Source organism: Curtobacterium sp. MCPF17_050 (genome assembly GCF_003224435.2).
Classification (GTDB): Bacteria; Actinomycetota; Actinomycetes; order Actinomycetales; family Microbacteriaceae; genus Curtobacterium.
This window is the reverse complement of record NZ_CP126250.1, coordinates 1050043-1069325: the sequence shown is the minus strand read 5'-3', so window position 1 is coordinate 1069325 and position 19283 is coordinate 1050043. Positions and strand designations below refer to the sequence as shown.

18 protein-coding genes are annotated in these 19283 nt (G+C 70.8%); 7 read left to right on the top strand and 11 right to left on the bottom strand.

Annotated elements, in window-relative coordinates; genetic code table 11:
• Positions 1 to 6 precede the first annotated feature (6 nt).
• Both rpmA and rplU read right to left on the bottom strand, forming a co-directional pair.
• Positions 7 to 258, bottom strand: coding sequence for a 50S ribosomal protein L27 (rpmA, locus tag DEJ34_RS05105; RefSeq protein WP_071257351.1), 252 nt, complete (start codon positions 256 to 258; stop codon positions 7 to 9).
• A 15-nt stretch (positions 259 to 273) separates the two neighbouring features.
• Positions 274 to 582 carry a 50S ribosomal protein L21 gene (rplU, locus tag DEJ34_RS05100; RefSeq protein ID WP_110823834.1) on the bottom strand — a complete coding sequence of 103 codons (309 nt, stop codon included), beginning with the start codon at positions 580 to 582 and terminating at the stop codon, positions 274 to 276.
• Between the two features lie 209 nt (positions 583 to 791).
• Between rplU and DEJ34_RS05095 the strand changes: the two genes are divergently transcribed.
• Complete coding sequence (locus tag DEJ34_RS05095) at positions 792 to 1061, top strand: DUF4031 domain-containing protein (RefSeq protein WP_110890530.1); 270 nt, start codon at positions 792 to 794, stop codon at positions 1059 to 1061.
• Positions 1062 to 1126: 65 nt separating this feature from the next.
• Here DEJ34_RS05095 and DEJ34_RS05090 read toward each other — a convergent pair whose 3' ends face one another.
• Together DEJ34_RS05090 and DEJ34_RS05085 are read right to left on the bottom strand one after the other, a co-directional pair.
• Complete coding sequence (locus DEJ34_RS05090; protein ID WP_110911627.1) at positions 1127 to 1777, bottom strand: hypothetical protein; 651 nt, start codon at positions 1775 to 1777, stop codon at positions 1127 to 1129.
• 1 nt (position 1778) lies between these two features.
• The gene (locus DEJ34_RS05085; protein ID WP_110911628.1) at positions 1779 to 4931 is read right to left on the bottom strand and encodes an Rne/Rng family ribonuclease; all 3153 of its coding nucleotides are present in this window, start codon (positions 4929 to 4931) and stop codon (positions 1779 to 1781) included.
• A 324-nt stretch (positions 4932 to 5255) separates the two neighbouring features.
• On the opposite strand from DEJ34_RS05085, the gene DEJ34_RS05080 reads away from it, so the two are divergent.
• The 3 genes from DEJ34_RS05080 to DEJ34_RS05070 all read left to right on the top strand — a co-directional run bounded on the left by DEJ34_RS05080 (position 5256) and on the right by DEJ34_RS05070 (position 6405).
• Positions 5256 to 5861: a vitamin K epoxide reductase family protein gene (locus DEJ34_RS05080; protein WP_110823830.1), complete on the top strand. Its 606-nt coding sequence runs from the start codon at positions 5256 to 5258 to the stop codon at positions 5859 to 5861.
• A 102-nt stretch (positions 5862 to 5963) separates the two neighbouring features.
• A complete protein-coding gene (locus tag DEJ34_RS05075) occupies positions 5964 to 6179 on the top strand; it encodes a hypothetical protein (protein ID WP_110900705.1) in 216 nt (71 codons plus the stop codon).
• 22 nt (positions 6180 to 6201) lie between these two features.
• The gene (locus DEJ34_RS05070) at positions 6202 to 6405 is read left to right on the top strand and encodes a hypothetical protein (RefSeq protein WP_110900704.1); all 204 of its coding nucleotides are present in this window, start codon (positions 6202 to 6204) and stop codon (positions 6403 to 6405) included.
• 432 nt (positions 6406 to 6837) lie between these two features.
• Here DEJ34_RS05070 and DEJ34_RS05065 read toward each other — a convergent pair whose 3' ends face one another.
• A complete protein-coding gene (locus DEJ34_RS05065) occupies positions 6838 to 7806 on the bottom strand; it encodes a phosphotransferase (RefSeq protein WP_220032829.1) in 969 nt (322 codons plus the stop codon).
• Between the two features lie 248 nt (positions 7807 to 8054).
• Here DEJ34_RS05065 and DEJ34_RS05060 point away from each other — a divergent pair, with 248 nt between their 5' ends.
• Complete coding sequence (locus DEJ34_RS05060; protein ID WP_110911629.1) at positions 8055 to 8921, top strand: DsbA family protein; 867 nt, start codon at positions 8055 to 8057, stop codon at positions 8919 to 8921.
• Positions 8922 to 9019: 98 nt separating this feature from the next.
• Here the strand turns inward: DEJ34_RS05060 and ndk are convergent, their stop codons facing one another.
• From ndk to ileS, 4 genes are read right to left on the bottom strand one after another with little or no spacing between them, the layout of a single operon-like run.
• Complete coding sequence (ndk, locus tag DEJ34_RS05055; RefSeq protein ID WP_110911630.1) at positions 9020 to 9439, bottom strand: nucleoside-diphosphate kinase; 420 nt, start codon at positions 9437 to 9439, stop codon at positions 9020 to 9022.
• A gap of 33 nt (positions 9440 to 9472) precedes the next feature.
• Positions 9473 to 9889 (bottom strand): DUF4233 domain-containing protein, encoded by a 417-nt coding sequence (locus DEJ34_RS05050; protein WP_110911631.1) that lies wholly within the window; start codon positions 9887 to 9889, stop codon positions 9473 to 9475.
• Positions 9886 to 11343, bottom strand: coding sequence for a bifunctional folylpolyglutamate synthase/dihydrofolate synthase (locus DEJ34_RS05045; RefSeq protein ID WP_110823826.1), 1458 nt, complete (start codon positions 11341 to 11343; stop codon positions 9886 to 9888). Before DEJ34_RS05045 ends, DEJ34_RS05050 begins: the two co-directional genes overlap by 4 nt.
• Positions 11340 to 14597: an isoleucine--tRNA ligase gene (gene ileS / locus DEJ34_RS05040; protein WP_110911632.1), complete on the bottom strand. Its 3258-nt coding sequence runs from the start codon at positions 14595 to 14597 to the stop codon at positions 11340 to 11342. Before ileS ends, DEJ34_RS05045 begins: the two co-directional genes overlap by 4 nt.
• 251 nt (positions 14598 to 14848) lie before the next feature.
• On the opposite strand from ileS, the gene DEJ34_RS05035 reads away from it, so the two are divergent.
• On the top strand, positions 14849 to 15916 hold the full coding sequence (locus DEJ34_RS05035; RefSeq protein WP_110900699.1) for a cation diffusion facilitator family transporter: 1068 nt from the start codon (positions 14849 to 14851) through the stop codon (positions 15914 to 15916).
• A gap of 12 nt (positions 15917 to 15928) precedes the next feature.
• On the opposite strand, the gene DEJ34_RS05030 is transcribed toward DEJ34_RS05035, so the two are convergent.
• Positions 15929 to 16702, bottom strand: coding sequence for a hypothetical protein (locus DEJ34_RS05030; protein ID WP_110911633.1), 774 nt, complete (start codon positions 16700 to 16702; stop codon positions 15929 to 15931).
• A 246-nt stretch (positions 16703 to 16948) separates the two neighbouring features.
• A complete protein-coding gene (locus DEJ34_RS05025; protein ID WP_110900697.1) occupies positions 16949 to 17548 on the bottom strand; it encodes a TetR/AcrR family transcriptional regulator in 600 nt (199 codons plus the stop codon).
• Positions 17549 to 17579: 31 nt separating this feature from the next.
• Here DEJ34_RS05025 and DEJ34_RS05020 point away from each other — a divergent pair, with 31 nt between their 5' ends.
• Positions 17580 to 19232 carry an ABC transporter substrate-binding protein gene (locus tag DEJ34_RS05020; RefSeq protein WP_110911634.1) on the top strand — a complete coding sequence of 551 codons (1653 nt, stop codon included), beginning with the start codon at positions 17580 to 17582 and terminating at the stop codon, positions 19230 to 19232.
• The last annotated feature ends 51 nt before the right edge of the window (positions 19233 to 19283 follow it).

The following is a 19283-nucleotide window of genomic DNA, read 5'->3' as shown; positions in this document are numbered from 1 at the left end:
CGGTGACTACGCGTTGACGATGTTGATGACCTTGCGGCCACCCTTGGTGCCGAACTCGACCGAACCGGCCGAGAGGGCGAACAGCGTGTCGTCGCCACCGCGGCCGACGTTCGCGCCGGGGTGGAAGTGCGTGCCGCGCTGGCGGATGATGATCTCACCGGCGTTGACGACCTCGCCACCGAAGCGCTTCACGCCGAGGCGCTGTGCGTTCGAGTCGCGACCGTTGCGAGTGGAACTCGCACCCTTCTTGTGTGCCATGTCTCTACCTCCGCCTTACGCGATCTTGGTGACCTTGACGCGCGTGAGATCCGCGCGGAAGCCCTGGCGCTTCTTGTAACCGGTCTTGTTCTTGAACTTCTGGATGATGACCTTCGGGCCGCGGAGATCGGCGAGGACCTCGGCGGTGACCGTCACGTTCGCGAGCTCGGCCGCGGCGGAGGTGATCTTGTCCCCGTCCACGAGGAGCACCGGCGCGAGGTCGATGTTGCCATTGTCGTCGGCCTTGATGCGGTCGATGGTGATGATCGAGCCGACCTCGACCTTCTCCTGACGGCCGCCGGCGCGCACTACTGCGTAAACCACGTGGATTCCTTACGTAACTCTGCTTGAGGGAAGTCTCGGGTGCCCACTTCTGCGCGATCCACCCGGCTTGCCCCGGATCCCGGTTCACCCGGGTCCCAGGTCGCCCCGAGTCGATCGGCGACGCAGGCAGAACGGCCCGCTGACACCAGGGATCGAGAATACTCGATCCGACCAGGTGGGTCAAACGCCGACACACGTACCATGGCGGGATGACCGTGCTGATCGATCCCCCGGCCTGGCCCGCGCACGACACGCTCTGGTCACACCTGGTCAGTGACTCATCCTACGACGAGCTGCATGCCTTCGCCGACCGTGCGGGCGTCCCGCGACGGGCGTTCGACCACGACCACTACGACGTGCCGCAGGCCCGGTACGACGAACTCGTGGCGTCCGGGGCCTCCCCCGTGACCGGTCGCGAGCTGGTGCTGCGGCTCATCGCGAGCGGGTTGCGGGTGCCGCAGCGCGACAAGCGCCACTGACACGACCGTCTGCTGCCGACGACCGCGGGTGCCGACACGCGGCCAGTGGGCCTCCGGACGGGTCGTCAGGCCCGCGGGGCTCCCGACGGACGGCGACGTGCGCGTCCGAGCCACAGCCACGCCACCGTCGACGAGCCGAGCAACATCAGCGCGAGCGGCAGCCCGATCTGCACCGGCGTGGTGACGGCGTCGACGAGCAGGCGCCCGAGGGCCTGTCCGACGGTCCCCTGCCCGGCGGCCTCGGCCACCCCGTGGACGAGGCCCACGAGTGCGAGGGCGAGGGTCCCGCCCGCACCGGCGAGCAGGACGCGGAGCAGGACCACGGGCAGCGGCACCCGCGGCACGACGGGCGCGAGGAAGGCGAGCACGAGGAACGCCGCCAGGTGGAACGGGAACCGGGTGACGAAGACGCTCTGCACGAACGCCTCCACCAGGCTCGTCCCGCCGTGGCTCCGGAAGGGCCCGACGATCGTGCTCGTGCCGACCAGGCCCACCAGACCCGCGACGAACTCCACCAGGACGACGCTGACCACCGTCAGGGCGGCCCCGGTCGTCGCGAGCGCGGACGCGCCCGGTGCGACGACGGCGGCGCGGACCGGGGCGGCCGGAGGCGGGCCGACGTGCGACCGCGGCGGGGGGACCGCACCCCAGCCCGGACCGGGCTGGTCGTGACCCGGGACCGGGCCGCGACCAGCCGTCGGCTGCTCGTCGGTCACCTCACCGCCCGACGATGACGGTGCCGTCGTCCTCGGTGCCGTCGGTCCCGGCGGGGCTGGCCGGTGCGCTGATGCTGCCGGAGGACACGCGACGCGAGCGAGATCGACCCTGACCGGGCTGCTTCGGCTCCGGGAGCGCCTGCAGCACCGAGTCGAGCAGCGACTCCGCGGCCTCCTCGCTCACCCGTCGCGGCTCGCGCTTGGCGACCCCGACCGGGATGTCGAGGATGGCGACCGTGGTGTCGGCCGGCGTGATCGCGGCCGACGAGCTGACCCGACGACGACCCGCGGGGCGTTCCTTCGGTGCGGCCTGGGGAGCCAGCTCGGACACGGCGGGCTGCTGTGCGACCGGTGCCGGCGCGACGGGCTGCTCTGCGGGGGCCGGGACCTCCGGCTGCGTGTCGGTCGTGTCGGCGCCGGCCGTCGTGCCGGGCAGGACGGCCTCGGGCGCGGGCGTCTCCAGCGTCGACGCCTGCTCGGCGACCGGAGCCTGCTGCGCCGGTGCCTGCTGCAGGTCCCCGGCTCGGCTCCCGCGACGACGGCGCCGCTTCGACCCGCCCGTCGACTCGGCCGGCGTCTCCGCCGCGGGGGCGACCGGCGAGGTCGGCGACGCGACCGACACCGGCGACGCCGGCGACACCGTCGCGGCGATGCCGGTCAGCGGCGCACCGGACTCGTCGTGCGTGATGGTGGACGCAGCGATCCGGGACAGCGCGTGCTTCACGTCGTCGGTGATCTGGTGTGCCGACGACTTCTGCTCGGTCGTGGCGTTGCCGCCGTTCGACCCGTTGCCGTTGCCGCTGCCGCTGCGCGCCTTGCGGCGCCCCTTGGTCGGACCGGGGTCGGCGTTGTTGTCGTTGACCTTCGCGTTCACCTCGTCGAGCGACTCGCGCAGGCCCACGCCGATCTTCTTGCGGGTCATCTGCACGAGGCCGAGCGAGGTGACCTCCGCCACCTGGTGCTTCGTCCGGTCGCGGCTCAGGCACTCGACGAGGCGCCGGAGGACCAGGTCGCGGTTCTCCTCGAGCACCATGTCGATGAAGTCCACGACGATGATCCCGCCGATGTCGCGCAGGCGGAGCTGACGGACGATCTCCTCGGCGGCCTCGAGGTTGTTCTTCGTGACCGTCTCCTCGAGGTTGCCCCCGGAGCCGACGAACTTGCCCGTGTTGACGTCCACGACCGTCATGGCCTCGGTGCGGTCGATCACGAGCGACCCACCGGAGGGCAGCCAGACCTTGCGGTCGAGCGCCTTCTCGATCTGCTCGTTGAGCCGGTACTCCTCGAACGAGTCCGGCCCGTCGTAGAGCTCGACGCGGTCCTTGAGGTCCGGCGCCACGGCGGTGAGGTACTCGTCGATCGTCTGGCGGGCGGACTCGCCGTCGATGATGAGCTTCGTGAAGTCCTCGTTGAAGACGTCGCGCACGATCTTGACGAGCAGGTCGGGCTCGGAGTGCAGCATGACCGGGGCCTGCCCGTTCTGCACCTTCTTCTCGATGGCCTCCCACTGGCTGGTGAGGCGCTGCACGTCGCGGGTCAGCTGGTCTTCGGTCGCACCCTCGGCGGCGGTGCGCACGATGACGCCGGCGTGCTCGGGCAGGACCTCCTTGAGGATCTTCTTGAGACGGGCACGCTCGGTGTCCGGCAGCTTGCGGGAGATCCCGTTCATCGAGCCGTTCGGCACGTAGACCAGGTAGCGGCCCGGCAGCGACACCTGGCTGGTGAGGCGGGCGCCCTTGTGGCCGACCGGGTCCTTCGTCACCTGCACGAGGACCTTGTCGCCCGGCTTGAGGGCGGCCTCGATGCGACGACCGTGGCTGGTGTCGACCGAGTTCCAGTCGACCTCGCCGGCGTAGAGCACGGCGTTGCGGCCGCGGCCGATGTCGACGAAGGCGGCCTCCATCGACGGCAGGACGTTCTGCACCTTGCCGAGGTAGACGTTCCCGATGAGCGAGACGTTCTGCGACTTCGTGACGTAGTGCTCCGCGAGGACGTTGTCCTCGAGCACGCCGATCTCGATCGTGGAGGAGCTCGACCGGACGATCATCTGCCGGTCGACGCTCTCGCGACGGGCGAGGAACTCGTCCTCGGTCACGACCTGGCGACGGCGCCCGGCGTCACGGCCGTCGCGACGACGCTGCTTCTTCGCCTCGAGGCGGGTCGAGCCCTTGATGCGCTGCGGCTCGGTGATGAGCTCCGGCTCGCGGCGGCGGGGTTCGGCCTGCTCGCGGTCGCTGCTGCTCCCCCGTCGGCGGGTGCGACGACGGCCGCCACCCTGCTCGTCACGGTCCTCGTCGTCCCAGCGGTCGCTCCGGTCCGGGCGTTCCGTCCGCTCGGGGCGGTCGTCCCGGTCGTCGCGGTAGAAACGGTCCGCGCGGTCGTGGCGGTCACCGCGGCCGCCGCGCTCCGGACGCTCACTGCGCTCGTACCGGTCGCGGCCCGAGCGGTCGCGCTCGGGGCGGGCCGGCAGGTCGGGCAACACCGGGGCGTGGAAGATCAGGCTGAGCGTGCTCGTGGCCTTCGGGACGAACGGCTCGGCGGGCGTCGGCTCGGCCGTCTCGCCGGTCCGGTCCGGACGGGAGGCCCGCTCCGCGTCCGCCTCGTCGCCCGCGTCCACCGCGCCGGCGGTCGGTGCGGAACCGGTCCCGTCCCGACCAGCCACCGTGTCGTCCTGGCCGGCGGTCTCGTCCTGCGCAGCCGTCTCGTCCTGCGCGGCGGTGCCGGCTGTGTCCGCGACGGTGGCGTCCCCGGTGAGGGTGCTGACGTCGTCGGGCGCGGTGCCCGCACCCGAGGACGTGTCGACCGCGACGGGCACGGGACCGGTGGCAGTGTCGAGCACGAGCTCGTCGGCCTCGGACGTCTGCTCGACGTCCGCCTCGGCCGTGTCCGTCACGTCGGCGGTGTCGATGACGTCCGCGCCGTCGACGACGTCGACCGTCTCGGCGACGTCGACCGCCTCGGCGATGTCGGCCGTCTCCGCGACGTCGTCAGCCGCGGCGTCGGGACCGTCCGTGTCGACAGCGTCCGCTGCGACGTCGGACGGCTCGTGGGCCTCCAGGCCGCCCGACCGGGCGCGACGGCCGCCGAAGAGGCGGGTCCGGCGCTTCGGCGCGTCGTCGGTGTTCTGGTTCTGGTTCTCGTTCTGATCCACCATGGACTGGTGCACTCCTCGACCCCGCACGCACCCGGTGGGTGGCGGGAATTCTCTCGTTTCGGTGCGGGCGGCGACTCCGCCCCCGCGCTCGCTGCTGTTGCGTGACCGGTCCGTCTTCTCCGCGTCCGTCGTCGTGGGCACCCGGCTCACGGCGGCTCGGCGTCGGAGGTGACGCGTCGTCCGGTCACGGTGCTCTCTCACAGCACCATCACGTCCGGGCGGTGGCCCGGCAAGTTCTCGTCGTCGCCCGGATCGGCCGGGTGACTCCCCCATCATCGCACGCGGTCACGGAGAACGCCGGGAGCCCCGTGCGAAGATGACGCCGTGAGTTCCACGCCTGTCGCTCCCCGCCGCCCCGTCGCCGTCGCGATCCTGCTGCTCGTCACCGGCGTGGTCGGGCTGTACGCGGCGTTCCGACTGGTCCTCGACGAGTTCGAGAAGTACGAGAACCCGAAGGCCGTCCTGTCCTGCGACGTCAGCCCGTTCGTGAACTGTTCGAACGTGATGGCCAGCGCACAGGGACACCTCTTCGGGTTCCCGAACCCGCTGCTCGGGCTCATGGGCTTCGTCGCCCCGATCGCCGTCGGCGTGGTGCTCCTCGCGGGCTTCCGCGGGACGAGGTGGTTCTGGACGGTCTTCAACGCGGGCGTGTTCCTGGCCTGGGTCTTCGTCACCTGGCTGTTCACGCAGACCGTCTGGTTCATCGGCTACCTCTGCCCCTGGTGCATGCTCGTCTGGGCGATGACGATCCCGATGTTCTGGGTGTTGACGATCTGGAACCTCGCGAAGGGGAACCTGCCCTTCGGTGACGGGGCCCGTCGCGTCGGACGCGCGCTGCTGCCCTTCTGCTGGGCGTTCCCGCTGGCGAACTACCTGTTCATCGTCGTGGTGATCCTCGTGAAGTTCCCGACGGTGCTGACGACGCTCTGACGCCCGCAGGGGTCATCCGCCGAGCACGTCGTCCGACTGCCATCGATGTGTGGCTGAGCCGGTCCTGCAACGCCGCTCGAGCACGTGTGCGATGCTCGGCGAGTGCACACCGACGACGGCCCCAGGGACATGGAGGAGCTCTTCGCCCGTGGATCTCGGAGCGTTCGGACCAGCACAGCGGTCGGGCAGGTCGCGGGCTTGAGCGGCCTGCTGGCGATCCTGACCGGCACGGTCTCGGTCCTCGCAGCGGGGGTGATCGTGGCTGGTGGTGTCGCGCTCCTCGTCGGCGGAATGCTCGTTGTGCTCCCGTTCCTCTGACCGCGAGCGATAGGTTCGCCACGTGGACGTCGTGAGCGCAAAGGTGCTGGGGTCCATCGGGCTTGTCTTCGGAGTCGTCTTCGTCGCGACGTCGGTCGTGCGTCTGACTCGCCCCGACGTCGATACAGTGCTGGTCTTGCTCAGCACGGCCCTGGGCATCCTGTGGCTCAGTGCCGGAGTCGGGTTGTGGCGCTTCGCACTCCGCAAGCCGAAGGGCGATCGGTGAGCTGGCCCTCCTGACCGGCTTCCTCCGGTAGCCCATCGGTCAACGGGACGCCCGAGCCTGTTCCGAGCTCAGCGTGAGGACCCCGGCGCGAGGAACAAGGATGCCGGCTCGTTGCGTGACGACCGCTGACTCGCCGTCGAGGTTCGTGATCGAGGCCCGTGGAAGCCCGGCCACCACTGACTGCAGAAGTGTGGGCACATCTTGGCGTGCTGTGGCGATGACCAGTGAGCCGCGAGGTTCACCTGCCACAGGTGCCAGCCAAGCGTGCCATTGCGCTACCCGTCCGTCAGCGCCTTCGGGAGTAGGGCGACTCCGGACGCGAGCGCGCCCCGCACTTCGCGGCTGCTGCAACGCATCGCCATCCGGAGTGGCAGAGTCGGTCGCCCCTCGCTTCGTCGTCTGATGGCCGTCGACTGTCGTGACGGCATTCTCCTACCTCGCCATGTGCTCGAGTACCTCGGTCGCTGCTCGACCCCAGCCGTCGGGGTCGTCCCCGGGAGGCACGAGTGCCAGGGAGTACCAGAGCACGAGGACCGGCCACCAGTGGAGTTCCTCCTCCGTGAGGGCTCGGACCGACTGGTAGCCATCCAGGAACTGCTGTCGGACGGACTCGGAAACGGGCTCCCAGTCGCGGAAGAGCGTCCCGAGCATGACCGCTGAACGAGCGAGCTCGCCGATCCGATGGTCGAGTCGGAGCTCCTCGAAGTCGAGGACGCCGACGACAGCGGTGCCTGCGCACAGGATGTTCGCGGCGCGGTAGTCACCCTGCACGATCTGTACGGGCGGCAGGTCCGCAGGTGCTCGTTCGAGCAGCTGCCCGAGGACGTCTCGGGCCTCCGGGGACAGCGTCGACGGGTCGGAAGTGACCCAGCCCGCGATCTGCTCGGTGAGGGGTGCCGGCACGGACAGGACCTCCGGTCGCGAGCTGCGCAGTGGGCACTCGCGCAGCGCATCGTGCAGCCGCGCGAGCGTCGCTCCCGCTGCACGGACCTGATCGGCGTCGTCGACGTCGAGGTGGCCGCCGTCGATGACGCGTTGCAATCCCATCGAGATGCCAGCGCTCGTCACCTGCACCTCACCCGCGAGTGTCGGGACCGGCGCCGACACGGGCAATCCGAGTGTTCCGAGCCACGCAGTGAGCTCGGCGGCGAACGTGAGCCGTTCGAACCGGTCAGGTGCGACCGACCACTTCAGCAGGAGACGTTCGTCGCCTCTGCGCACCCACACGAGGGCGTTGCGGTCGCTCATCACGACCCGCTCGGGCGACTCGACACGAAGACCCCACTGGCGCTCGACCACTGAGGTGACCCAGTCGCCCACGGCCTCAGCGCTCGCGAACCCGAAACGGTCCCGGAGCACCGCATCCGGATCGTCCTGCTCCCACAACATCTCGATCGTCATCGGTCCCCCTTGCATCTGCATCACGAGACGAGCGCCGAGCCCGCCACCCCACACGATCTTGCCTCGCTTCACAGGACCGTTGTCGATCGTGCCGCCGTTCCGTGCCCCGCGTCTGGCTTCTTCGTGACCCGACGAGTTGGTGGAAGGCTGTCAGCAGCGGTCGATGAGATGACGTGTCACCGGATTCCGGGGTGCTTCCCAGCGCCAGGGCCTGGTCCCGACGCCCGCGGGCATTACGCTCGTTCCCGATGAGCGACAACGAGAGCAAGAAGGCGCGCCGGAACGCTGCGCGCGAGCGTGCCCGCGAGGCCCGCCAGAAGGAGCAGGCCCGCCGGCGTCGGAACAAGACGCTGACGATCAGCGCGATCATCGTCGGGTCGCTCGCGGTCGTCGCGGTCGTCGTGCTCGTGATCGCGAACTCGATCCAGCCCGTCGGCCCGGGCCCGAAGAACATGGCGAGCGACGGCATCGTCCTCACCGGCGAGAGCGGCAAGATCGTGCCCGTCGAGACGAAGGCCATTCCCGAGGGCGGGGAGCCGACGCCGACGAAGCAGGACGACTCGGTCACGAACATCACCGTGTACGAGGACTACATGTGCCCGATCTGCAACCAGTTCGAGACCGGGAACATGGACCAGATCAAGCAGTGGGTCCAGGACGGCACGGCCACGCTCGAGGTGCACCCGTTCAACCTGCTCGACCGCGCCTCGCTCGGTTCGAAGTACTCGACCCGCTCCGCCGCCGCCGCGGCCTGCGTCGCGAACTACGACCCGGAGGCCTTCCTCGACGTCAACAGCGCGTTCTACGAGAACCAGCCGTCGGAGAACACCCGCGGGCTCAGCAACGACAAGCTGGCCGACATCGCGAAGCAGGCCGGCGCGACGAACGAGAAGGTGCAGTCCTGCATCACCGACCAGGAGTTCGCGGGCTGGGTCGGTGACGCCACGAACCGCGCGCTCACCGAGCCGCTGCCGAACTCCGACCTGCCGAAGCTGACGGGCACCCCGACCGTCATCGTGAACGGGAAGCAGTACAACGGTCAGGGCACGAACTCGTGGGCCGACGCCCAGGCGTTCGCCGCCTTCGTCGAGGCGAACGGCGCGTCCGGCAAGTAACCCGAGCGCCGGTACGAGGACGGCCCCCGCACTCCGAGGAGTGCGGGGGCCGTCGTCGTCCCGGTCGGACACCGTCGGACCGGGACAGGTCAGTCGGATCAGGCGAACCAGAGCCCGAGCTCGCGGGCGGAGGACTCGGCCGAGTCGGAGCCGTGCACGAGGTTCTGCTGGACCTTGAGACCCCAGTCGCGACCGAGGTCACCGCGGATGGTGCCGGGGGCGGCCGAGGTCGGGTCGGTGGTGCCGGCGAGCGAGCGGAAACCGGCGATGACGCCGTTGCCCGCGACGCGCACGGCGACGAGCGGCCCAGACTGCATGAACTCCACGAGCGGCTCGAAGAACGGCTTGCCCTGGTGCTCCTCGTAGTGGCTGTCGAGCAGCTCGCGCGGCGCGGTCAGCATCTTCAGGTCGACGATCTCGTACCCCTTCGCCTCGATCCGGCGGAGGATCTCACCGGTGAGCTGGCGGGCGACGCCGTCGGGCTTGACGAGGACGAGGGTCTCTTCGAGTTCGGACACAGCGGGACTCCCTGCGGTTCGAGGTGGGATGGATCAGTCCTCGCCGAGTGCGGCGCGACGGGCGGCGTTCTGCCGGTCGAGCTGACCGCCCTTGACGAAGCAGAAGACCCACAACGCCAGGAACACCAGGCCCACCACGACCATGAAGGGCTCGATGAACCCGGTGGCGAGGATGGCCGCCTGCAGCAGCCACCCGAACCCTACACCGGCCCGGGAACCGGTCAGCCGGGACGCGAGGAGGAGCACGATGATCGCCCCGATGCCCCCGCCGAAGGCGACGGCGGCCGGCAGCGTGTGCTTGCCGTAGACGACGAGCATCGGGAAGAAGAACATGAACGCCTCGAGGCCCAGCGTGATCGAGAGCAGGCTCTCGCGGGCACCACGGTCACGACGCGGGCGTCGGACCCGGGGTGCACGCGGCGGCCGGGAGGCCCGCCCCGCGTCCGTCACTTCGTCCCGCCTTCCCGGTGCACCAGGTCCATGACCGCGCCGACCATGACGATCGACCCGGCGACGAGGACCATGGCGTCCTCGGCGTCGGCGTCGTCGGCCAGGTCGCGGGCCTCCTGCAGGGCGCCGGCGAGCGACGGCTCGACGACGACCCGGTCGTTGCCGACCTCGTCGACGACGACCCGGGCGAACTCGTCTGCGTCCAGTGCACGCTCCCCCGGCGGCTGCGTCACGACGAACGTCGCGACGGTGTCCTTGAGCGCACGGACGAACCCGCGGGCGTCCTTGTCGCGGAGGATCCCGACGACGCCGACGACGTGCTCCGACGGGAACGCCACCGGCAGCGCGTCGGCGAGGGCTTTGGCACCGTGCGGGTTGTGCGCGGCGTCGACCACGACGGTCGGCCCGGTCGCGATCGGCTGCAGGCGGCCCGGGCTCGTCGCGTTCGCGAGGCCCTCGCTGAGGACGTCCTCGTCGAGGGCCTGGCTGCCGCGGCCGAGGAACGACTCGACCGCGGCGATCGCGACGGCCGCGTTGTGCGCCTGGTGCGCGCCGAACAGCGGCACGAACAGGTCGTCGTACGCGCCCGCGATGCCCTGCACGCTGACGAGCTGCCCGCCGACGGCCGGGGTGTCGCTCGTGACCCGGAACGCCGACCCCTCCACCGCGAGGGCCGACTCGGTGAGTTCGGCCGCGCGCTCGAGCTCCGCGAGGGCCTCGGGCGTCTGCGCGCTCGTGACCACGGACGAGGACGGCTTGACGATGCCCGACTTCGTCCGGGCGATCTCGGCGACGGTGCTGCCGAGCTGCTTCGCGTGGTCGATGGCGATCGGGGTGAACACCTGCACCTGGCTCTGCACGACGTTGGTGGAGTCCCACTCGCCGCCCATGCCGACCTCGATCACGGCCACGTCGACGGGTGCCTCGGCGAAGCACGCGAGCGCCAGCACGGTCAGCGCCTCGAAGAACGTCAGCGGCTGCTCACCCTTCGCGGTGAGCTCGGCGTCGGTCATCTCGAGGATCGGGGTGATGTCGTCCCAGTTCTCGACGAACCGGCTCGGCTCGATGGGCTCGCCGTCGATGACGATGCGCTCCCGGATCGAGACGAGGTGCGGGCTCGTCATGAGTCCGGTGCGGAGCCCGTGGGCGCGGACGATGCTCTCGGTCATCCGGGCGGTCGACGTCTTGCCGTTCGTCCCGGTGATGTGGATGACCGGGTACGCCAGGTGCGGGTCGCCCAGGAGCTCGACGGCACGACGGGTCGCGGTCAGACGCCGTTCGGGTGCCTGCTCCCCGATCCGGGCCATGAGCGCCGCTTCGACCCGCCGGACCTCGTCGTCGTCCCCGCCGTACGGCAGTTCCTCGCCGGGAGCGGTGTCGCCCGCCGGACCGACGGGGATCTCGATCCCGTCCGCGTCCTCCGCGGGGACCTCGTACTCGTTGCTGTCGCTCATGCGCGCTGGACCTCCACGGTCACCTTCGCTCCGTCGCCGACCGCGACGGTGTCCTCGTCCTGACCGAACGTCGTGGGCACGACCTGTACTCCGCCGGCGAGGGTCTCGTTCGCGATGAGCGTCTCGTGCACGCCGATCGCGGCTGCTGCCGTCTCGTCCGCACGGAGCGTCAGGACGATGCGGTCACCGACGTCGAGACCGGCGTCGCGTCGGGCCTGCTGCACGGCACGGACGACGTCGCGGGCGATGCCCTCGGCTTCGAGCTCCGGCGTGGTGACGGTGTCGAGGACGACGAACCCGCCGCCGTCGAGGAACGCCACGGCCTTGGACGTGTCGGCCACGGTGAGGTCGAGCGTGAACTCGCCCTCGACGAGGTCGATGCCGCCGACGGTCACGCCGGTCTCGGTCGCGGTCCAGTCGCCCCGTTTGGCGGCCGGGATGACCTGCTGCACGGCCTTGCCGATGCGGGGGCCGGCAGCGCGGGCGTTGACGGTGAGCTTCCGCTCGATGCCGTACTGCGCCAGGGACTCCTCGGCCTGCTGCTCGAGCACGACGCGCTTGACGTTGAGCTCGTCGCGGAGGATGTCCGCGAACGGCTCGACGGCCGCGGTGTCCGGCACGACGAGCGTCAGCGTGGCGAGGGGCAGACGGACGCGCGTGCCGGTCGCCTTGCGGAGCGCGAGGCCCTTCGACGCGACGTCCCGCACGCGGTCCATGGCCGCGACCAGGGCGTCGTCGGCGGGGAACTCGTCGGGCGACGGCCAGTCGGTCAGGTGCACGCTGCGGTCACCGGTCAGGCCCTTCCAGACCTCCTCGGTCACGAGCGGTGCCAGCGGCGCCGCCACCCGGGCGAGCGTCTCGAGGACCGTGAACAGCGTGTCGAACGCGGCACGGGCCTCCGGGGAGGACTCCGCGCCGGCCCAGAACTTGTCCCGCGACCGCCGGACGTACCAGTTGGTGAGCACGTCGGCGAAGTCGCGGATCGCCTGCGCGGCCAGCGGGGTGTCGAGCGCGTCGAGGTGCGTCGTGACGTCGGCGACGAGCACGCGGGTCTTCGCGAGGAGGTACCGGTCGAGCACGTCGGTGCTCGCGGTGCTGCGGGTGGCTCGGTACCCCTGATCGCCGGAGGCGTTCGCGTAGAGGGTGAAGAAGTAGTACGTCGACCACAGCGGCAGGAGGAACTCGCGGACGCCCTGACGGATGCCCTCCTCGGTGACGACGAGGTTGCCGCCGCGGATCACCGACGACGACATGAGGAACCAGCGCATCGCGTCGGCGCCGTCGCGGTGGAACACCTCGGACACGTCCGGGTAGTTCCGCAGGCTCTTCGACATCTTCTGCCCGTCGGACCCGAGCACGATGCCGTGACTGATCACGTTCGTGAACGCCGGGCGGTCGAACAGCGCGGTCGACAGCGCGTGCATGACGTAGAACCAGCCGCGGGTCTGCCCGATGTACTCGACGATGAAGTCGGCCGGGCTGTGGGTGTCGAACCACTCCCGGTTCTCGAACGGGTAGTGCACCTGCGCGTACGGCATCGAGCCGGAGTCGAACCAGACGTCGAACACGTCGGTGATCCGTCGCATCGTCGACCGCCCGGTGGGGTCGTCCGGGTTCGGCCGCGTCAGCTCGTCGATGAACGGCCGGTGCAGGTCGACCTCGCCCTCGGCGTTGCGGGGCAGGCGGCCGAAGTCGCGCTCGATCTCCTCGAGCGAGCCGTAGACGTCCTGACGCGGGTACTCCGGGTCGTCGGACACCCACACCGGGATGGGCGTACCGAAGTACCGGTTGCGGGAGACCGACCAGTCGATGGCGTTGCCGACCCACTTGCCGAACTGGCCGTCCTTCACGTTGTCCGGCACCCAGGTGATGTCCTGGTTCAGCTCGCCCATGCGGTCGCGGAACTCGGTGACGCGGACGAACCACGACGAGACGGCCTTGTAGATGAGGGGCTTGCGGCAGCGCCAGCAGTGCGGGTAGCTGTGCTCGTACGACGCCTGGCGCAGGAGCCGGCCGGCGTCACGGACGGCCTTCGTCAGCGGCTTGTTCGCGTCGGACCAGAGCATCCCGGCGACCTCGCCGAACTGCGACGTGAACAGGCCGCCCTCGTCGAGGGAGAGCACCACGGGGATGCCCGCGGCCGCGCAGACCTCCTGGTCGTCGGCACCGTAGGCCGGGGCCTGGTGCACGATGCCGGTGCCCTCGCCCGTCTCGACGTACTCGGCGACGAGGACCTTCCAGCCGTTCTCCATGCCCTCGGTCTCCGACAGGAAGTCGAACAGGCGCTCGTAGGTGACGCCGTCGAGCTCCCGGCCCTCGATCGTCCGGGTGACGGCGTCGACGGCCTCCTCGGCCGAGGCGTAGCCGAGGTCCTTCGCGTGCGCGGCGACCGTGTCGGACGCGAGCAGGTACGTCGCGGAACCGGCGGCGCCACCGTCAGCCGCGCCTCCCGGCCCGGCCGGCAGGACCGCGTACGCGATCGCCGGACCGACCGCGAGCGCAGCGTTGGTCGGCAGCGTCCAGGGGGTGGTCGTCCAGGCGAGGGCGCGGACGCCGGTCAGCCCGAGCTCCTCCGCACGCGCACCGGTCAGCGGGAACGCGACCGTGACGGACTGGTCCTGACGCATCTTGTAGACGTCGTCGTCCATGCGGAGCTCGTGGTTCGACAGCGGGGTCTGGTCGTTCCAGCAGTACGGCAGGACCCGGAAGCCCTCGTACGCCAGGCCCTTGTCCCACAGCGTCTTCCAGGCCCAGAGGACGCTCTCCATGTACGTGACGTCAAGCGTCTTGTAGTCGTCCTCGAAGTCGACCCAGCGCGCCTGACGAGTCACGTACTGCTGCCACTCGTCGGTGTACTGCAGGACGGACTGCTTGGCGGCAGCGTTGAAGACGTTGATGCCCATGGCGTCGATCTCGTGCTTCTCGGTGATGCCGAGCTGCCGCATCGCCTCGAGCTCGGCGGGCAGACCGTGGGTGTCCCACCCGAAGCGGCGGTGCACCTGCTTGCCACGCATGGTCTGGTAGCGCGGGAAGACGTCCTTCGCGTACCCGGTCAGCAGGTGGCCGTAGTGCGGCAGGCCGTTGGCGAACGGCGGACCGTCGTAGAACGTCCACTCGTCGCAGCCCTCGCGCTGGGCGATGGAGGCACGGAAGGTGTCGTCGCCCTTCCAGAAGGCGAGGATGCCGTCCTCGACCGAGGGGAAGGACGGGGACGGGGTCACGCCGTCGGGTTCGGAGTTCAGCGGGTACCGCACGGGAGGCTCCTGGAGGTCGGTGGAACTGGACCACGAGGACGGAGCCTGCGCTCCGCGGTACCACCTCGCTTGCCACGGACCGGCGCGCAACGCCTGCTCGTGACCACTCTGCGTCGGGGTGGTGTCGGTCCCGAACCCGCCCGGTTCTAGTGACGACCCCGTCGGTGCCGTGTTCTTCCGGGAGGCTCCCCGGTGATGGCCGGATCGATGCCTGTGGGACCGACTCTACCGGACGGGAGCATGCTGGAGCGATGCCCTCGTCGTCGTCCCCCGAGGCCCCGGAGACCGCTCCGGACGCCTCGTCCTCGCAGCAGAAGCCCGAGTCGCTGCTCACCGTCCTCATCGCCTTCGGGGCGAACCTGCTCGTCGCGATCGCGAAGTCGGTCGCCGCCCTCGTGTCGGGCTCGGCGTCGATGGTCGCCGAAGCCGCGCACTCGTGGGCGGACACCGGCAACGAGGTGTTCCTGCTCGTCGCGGAACGGCGGGGTGCCCGGAAGCGCGACGCGAGACACCCGCTCGGCTACGGCCGCGAGACGTACATCTGGTCGATGTTCGCCGCGTTCGGGCTCTTCACCGCGGGCGCGATCGTCTCCATCACGCACGGCATCGGCGAGCTCGGGGACACCGGCCCGGCCGAGGACGTCACCCTCAACTACATCGTGCTCGCGGTGTCGTTCTGTCTCGAGGGCACGAGCTTCCTGCAGGCGTTCCGGCAGGCCCGCGGCGCCGCGACGAAGCGACGGGTCCCGGTCCTCCGCCACGTGCTGCAGTCCTCGAACCCGACGCTCCGGGCCGTGTTCGCCGAGGACGCTGCCGCCCTGGTCGGCCTGGTCATCGCGTTCCTCGGGGTCCTCCTGCACCAGGTCACCGGGCTCGCCGTGTTCGACGCGATCGGGTCCATCGCCGTCGGGCTGCTGCTCGGGGTGGTCGCGATCGTCCTCATCGACCGCAACCGCCGGTTCCTGCTCGGGGAGAGCACGTCCCCGGAGCTCGAGAACGCCGTGCTCGTCGAGCTGCTCGCCCGGGAGCAGGTGGAGAGCGTGAGCTACCTGCACCTCGAGTTCGTCGGACCGTCCCGCGTCTACCTCGTCGCCGCGGTCGACCTCGTCGGCAACGACACCGAGGAGCACGTGGCCGCTCGGCTCCGCCGGATCGAGGACTCGCTGGAGCAGAGCCAGTACGTCGAGGAGGCGGTGCTCACGCTGTCCGTGCCGGGCGCCCCGGTCCTGCGGCCGACGAGCGACGACATCCCGGACGTGGTCCGGGACGGCACGGTCGAGGACGTGGCGTCCGGCGGCGCCGGCACGCTCCGCGCCTGACCCCCGGGACGGTCAGCAGTCGTCGTTCGTGAACTCCAGGTCGACGGTCTGGTCGGAGCCGGTGAAGACGTAGGAGTACCGCATCGCGATGTCCTCCTCGAGGATGTCGCGGGTCGCGTCCGTCGAGCAGAGGTTCGACAGCACCGAGTCACGGATCGTGCGTTCGGAGACGGCGGCCGGGTCGGCGTCCACCCGGTAGCGGTAGTGGATGGCCTCGTCCTCGGCCTCGACCCCGGTCCAGGTCGTGATCTCGTCGACCTGCCGCGGGAACGTGGTCTGCTCGGAGATCTTGGCGACACCCTCGTCGACGAGCTCCTGCTTGGACGGACCACCGAACGAGGCGAAGCCCCAGCGGACCAGCGCGGCGGCGACGACGAACGCCAGGATGCCCGCGATGGTGACGAGCGCACGGCGACCCCGGGACTGCTGCGGGGGCTGGGTCCCGAACGCGGCGGCGCCGCCGGGCTGCGCGACCGGGGCGCCCGGACCCTGCCAGGGCTGCTGCGGGCCGGCCGGGTACTGCTGCCCGGGGACCTGCTGCGGGCCGCCGGGGACCTGCTGCGGGCCGCCGGGGACCTGCTGCTGCCCGGGCACCTGCGGCGCCGGGGGCGCGGGATCCTGCGGAGCCCCGGTGCGCGCGTCCCGCCCGCCGGTCCACTGCGGTGCCGGGGGCACCTGGCCCTGGTCGGCCGGGAGGCCCTGCCCACGGTCCGACAGACCGTCCGGCCCTCCGGTGTGGTCCGGACCCGGTCCGGACGACGGCTGCTGATCGGGTGTGTCGGACACGGGTCCCCCTGATGTCGGTGGCCGTCCCCCTCGGACGGCGCATCCCGAACCTACCAGCGGACCGGGGCGGGCAGACCAGTGCTCCGGCGCGGCCCGGCCCGGCCAGGGTCGGCCTACCGCCTACCGCCTGCCGTCTGCCGTCTGCCGTCTGCCGTCTGCGGCCTCGACCCGGCCGTGCCGGACCGGCACCTCGTTCCGGCACGGCCGGACCGGCGACAGCGGACCGGTGCGGCCAGACCGGCGCCGTCAGCGCGCGTCGAGCCCCGCAACCACGGGCGTCAGCGCGGCGCCGACGTACTCGACGAGCGGCCGTCGCGCGACGCCGTCCCGCACCCACACCCCGAACGCCGCGGCGGCGGCACCGAGCATCGCGCCCGCCACGGTCTGCGGCCAGAGCGACCCCGCGTGCTCCCCGGTCCGACCGGCGACGAAGGACGCGACCGCCTGGTGCTGCGCGGTCACCCGGGTGGCGACGCTCGCGACGAGTCCGTCGCCGACGTCCATCACCTCGGCCTGCGCGATCGCCCAGGGCACGCGCTCCGGGTCGTGCGCCCGGGCGGCGGCGAGCAGGGCCTCCTCGACGGCACGGACGGCGCTCGACTCGGTCGAGGACGCCAGGTGCCGCGGCAGGTCGGCGACCGCTGCGTCGAGGTCGAGCCACATGACGTCGGACTTGGCGGTGAAGTAGTTGAAGAAGGTGGCCCGACTCACCCCGGCACGGGCGGCGATCTGGTCCACCGTGGTCCGTCCGTAGCCCTGCTCCAGGAAGAGCTCGGCGGCGGCGTCCGCGAGCACCTCGGCGCTCGAGCGGCGCGGTCGCCCACCGCGGCGGATCGGTTCGTCCATGCCTCCAGTAAAGCGCTAGACTCGGCCAGCCATGATCTTGGACCCAGTACAGAAAAGCCCGGCGCTGCGGCGCATCGTGACCGGCGTCGCCGGCGCGGCCACGATCCTCCTGGCCGTCACCGCGTGCTCCGCCGCCGGTGCCGCCGGGGACAGCAGCACGCCCGTCAGCGGCGGCACGCTCACCTACGCCTCCGGCGACGCCGAGCCGACCTGCCTGGACCCGCACGTCGGCGGCAACTACCCGCAGGCGCTGCTGGCGACGCAGTACATCGAGGAACTGGTCGGGCTCGACGACGACGGGCGGCCGACGCCCGAGCTCGCCGAGAAGTGGACGACGAGCGACGACGGGAAGACCCTCACGTTCACGCTTCGCGACGACGTCACCTTCACCGACGGCACCCCCTTCGACGCCGCGGCCGTGGTCGCGAACATCGAGCACGTGCAGGACCCGGCCACGGCCTCGAGCACCGGGTACCTCGCCCTGCAGTCGATCGAGAAGGCGACCGCCACCGACGACCACACGGTGACGCTGTCCCTCAGCCGTCCCGACGCCGCACTGCTCGAGTCGTTTTCGCAGCCGTGGGTCGGCATGGAGTCCCCGAAGGCGCTCCAGCGGAAGCAGGCGACGAACTGCGAGTCCCCTGTCGGCACCGGCCCCTTCGCGGTCACCGGGTGGAAGCACGGCGACCGCGTCACGCTCGAACGGAACACGGCGTACACGCCGCTCGCCGGGTCGTCCACCGAGCCGCGCCTGGACGGACTCACCTGGCGGTTCCTGCCCGACTCGACCTCGCGGTACGCGGCCCTGCAGTCCGGCCAGGTCGACGTCATCGACAACGCCCAGCCCGACCAGCTCAAGGCAGCCTCGGCGAAGGGCAGCGTCCGCGACCTCGACGCTCCCCGCCCGGGTGCGTCGAACCGTCTCGAGTTGAACTCGGGCCACGGCGTCTTCCGCGACGAGTCCGTCCGCGAGGCGTTCATCGCGGCGGCCGAGATCGACCCGGGCCTGCGGTCGCTCTTCCTCGGCACCGCGAAGCGCTCGTACTCCGTGCTGTCGAGCGTCGAGCCGACGTCGTACTCGGACGAGTCGTTGTTCGCGTACGACCCGGCCGAGGCGAAGCGTCTGCTCGACGAGGCCGGCTGGAAGACCAACAGCGACGGCGTCCGCGAGAAGGACGGGAAGACCCTGACCGTCACGTTCCCGGTGTCGACGAACCAGTCCGTCCCCGCCGAGCGCAGCCTGTTCCAGCAGATCCAGGCGTCCGAGGCCGAGGTCGGCATCGAGGTCCGGCTGCAGGAACTCGACCTGTCGAGCTGGTACGCGGCACTCGCGGAGAACCAGTACGACGTCGTCAGCGCCCCGTACACGAAGGTCGGCCCGGACGTCCTCCGCATCCTGTACGACTCCGCCTCGATCACCCCGGCACCGTCGGGCTACTTCGCGAACCTGGCGCAGCTCGACGACCCGGCCCTCGACGAGTTGCTCGAGAAGGCGTCGCAGACCTCGGACGCGAACGAGCGAGCGGAGCTGGTCGAGCAGGCACAACGGACGATCCTCGAGAGCCGGACGGTCCTGCCGCTCTACGACCAGCAGAACCACTTCCTGTACCGCTCGGCCGTCCACGGCATCTCGACCACGTCGGTCTCGACGCCGTGGTTCGGCACGGCGTGGATCGCGCGCTGATCCCCTTGCGTCGCATCTGGGCCCGCGCCGCCGGTTCCCGGCGGACGCGCC

Coding starts and splice junctions, on each gene's coding strand:
- DEJ34_RS05095 (WP_110890530.1), top strand. CDS start 792: ATGACCGTGCTGATCGATCCCCCGGCCTGGCCCGCGCACGACACGCTC.
- DEJ34_RS05035 (WP_110900699.1), top strand. CDS start 14,849: ATGCCCTCGTCGTCGTCCCCCGAGGCCCCGGAGACCGCTCCGGACGCC.
- rpmA (WP_071257351.1), bottom strand. CDS start 258: ATGGCACACAAGAAGGGTGCGAGTTCCACTCGCAACGGTCGCGACTCG.
- DEJ34_RS05020 (WP_110911634.1), top strand. CDS start 17,580: ATGATCTTGGACCCAGTACAGAAAAGCCCGGCGCTGCGGCGCATCGTG.
- DEJ34_RS05065 (WP_220032829.1), bottom strand. CDS start 7,806: ATGACGATCGAGATGTTGTGGGAGCAGGACGATCCGGATGCGGTGCTC.
- DEJ34_RS05060 (WP_110911629.1), top strand. CDS start 8,055: ATGAGCGACAACGAGAGCAAGAAGGCGCGCCGGAACGCTGCGCGCGAG.
- DEJ34_RS05085 (WP_110911628.1), bottom strand. CDS start 4,931: ATGGTGGATCAGAACGAGAACCAGAACCAGAACACCGACGACGCGCCG.
- DEJ34_RS05025 (WP_110900697.1), bottom strand. CDS start 17,548: ATGGACGAACCGATCCGCCGCGGTGGGCGACCGCGCCGCTCGAGCGCC.
- DEJ34_RS05045 (WP_110823826.1), bottom strand. CDS start 11,343: ATGAGCGACAGCAACGAGTACGAGGTCCCCGCGGAGGACGCGGACGGG.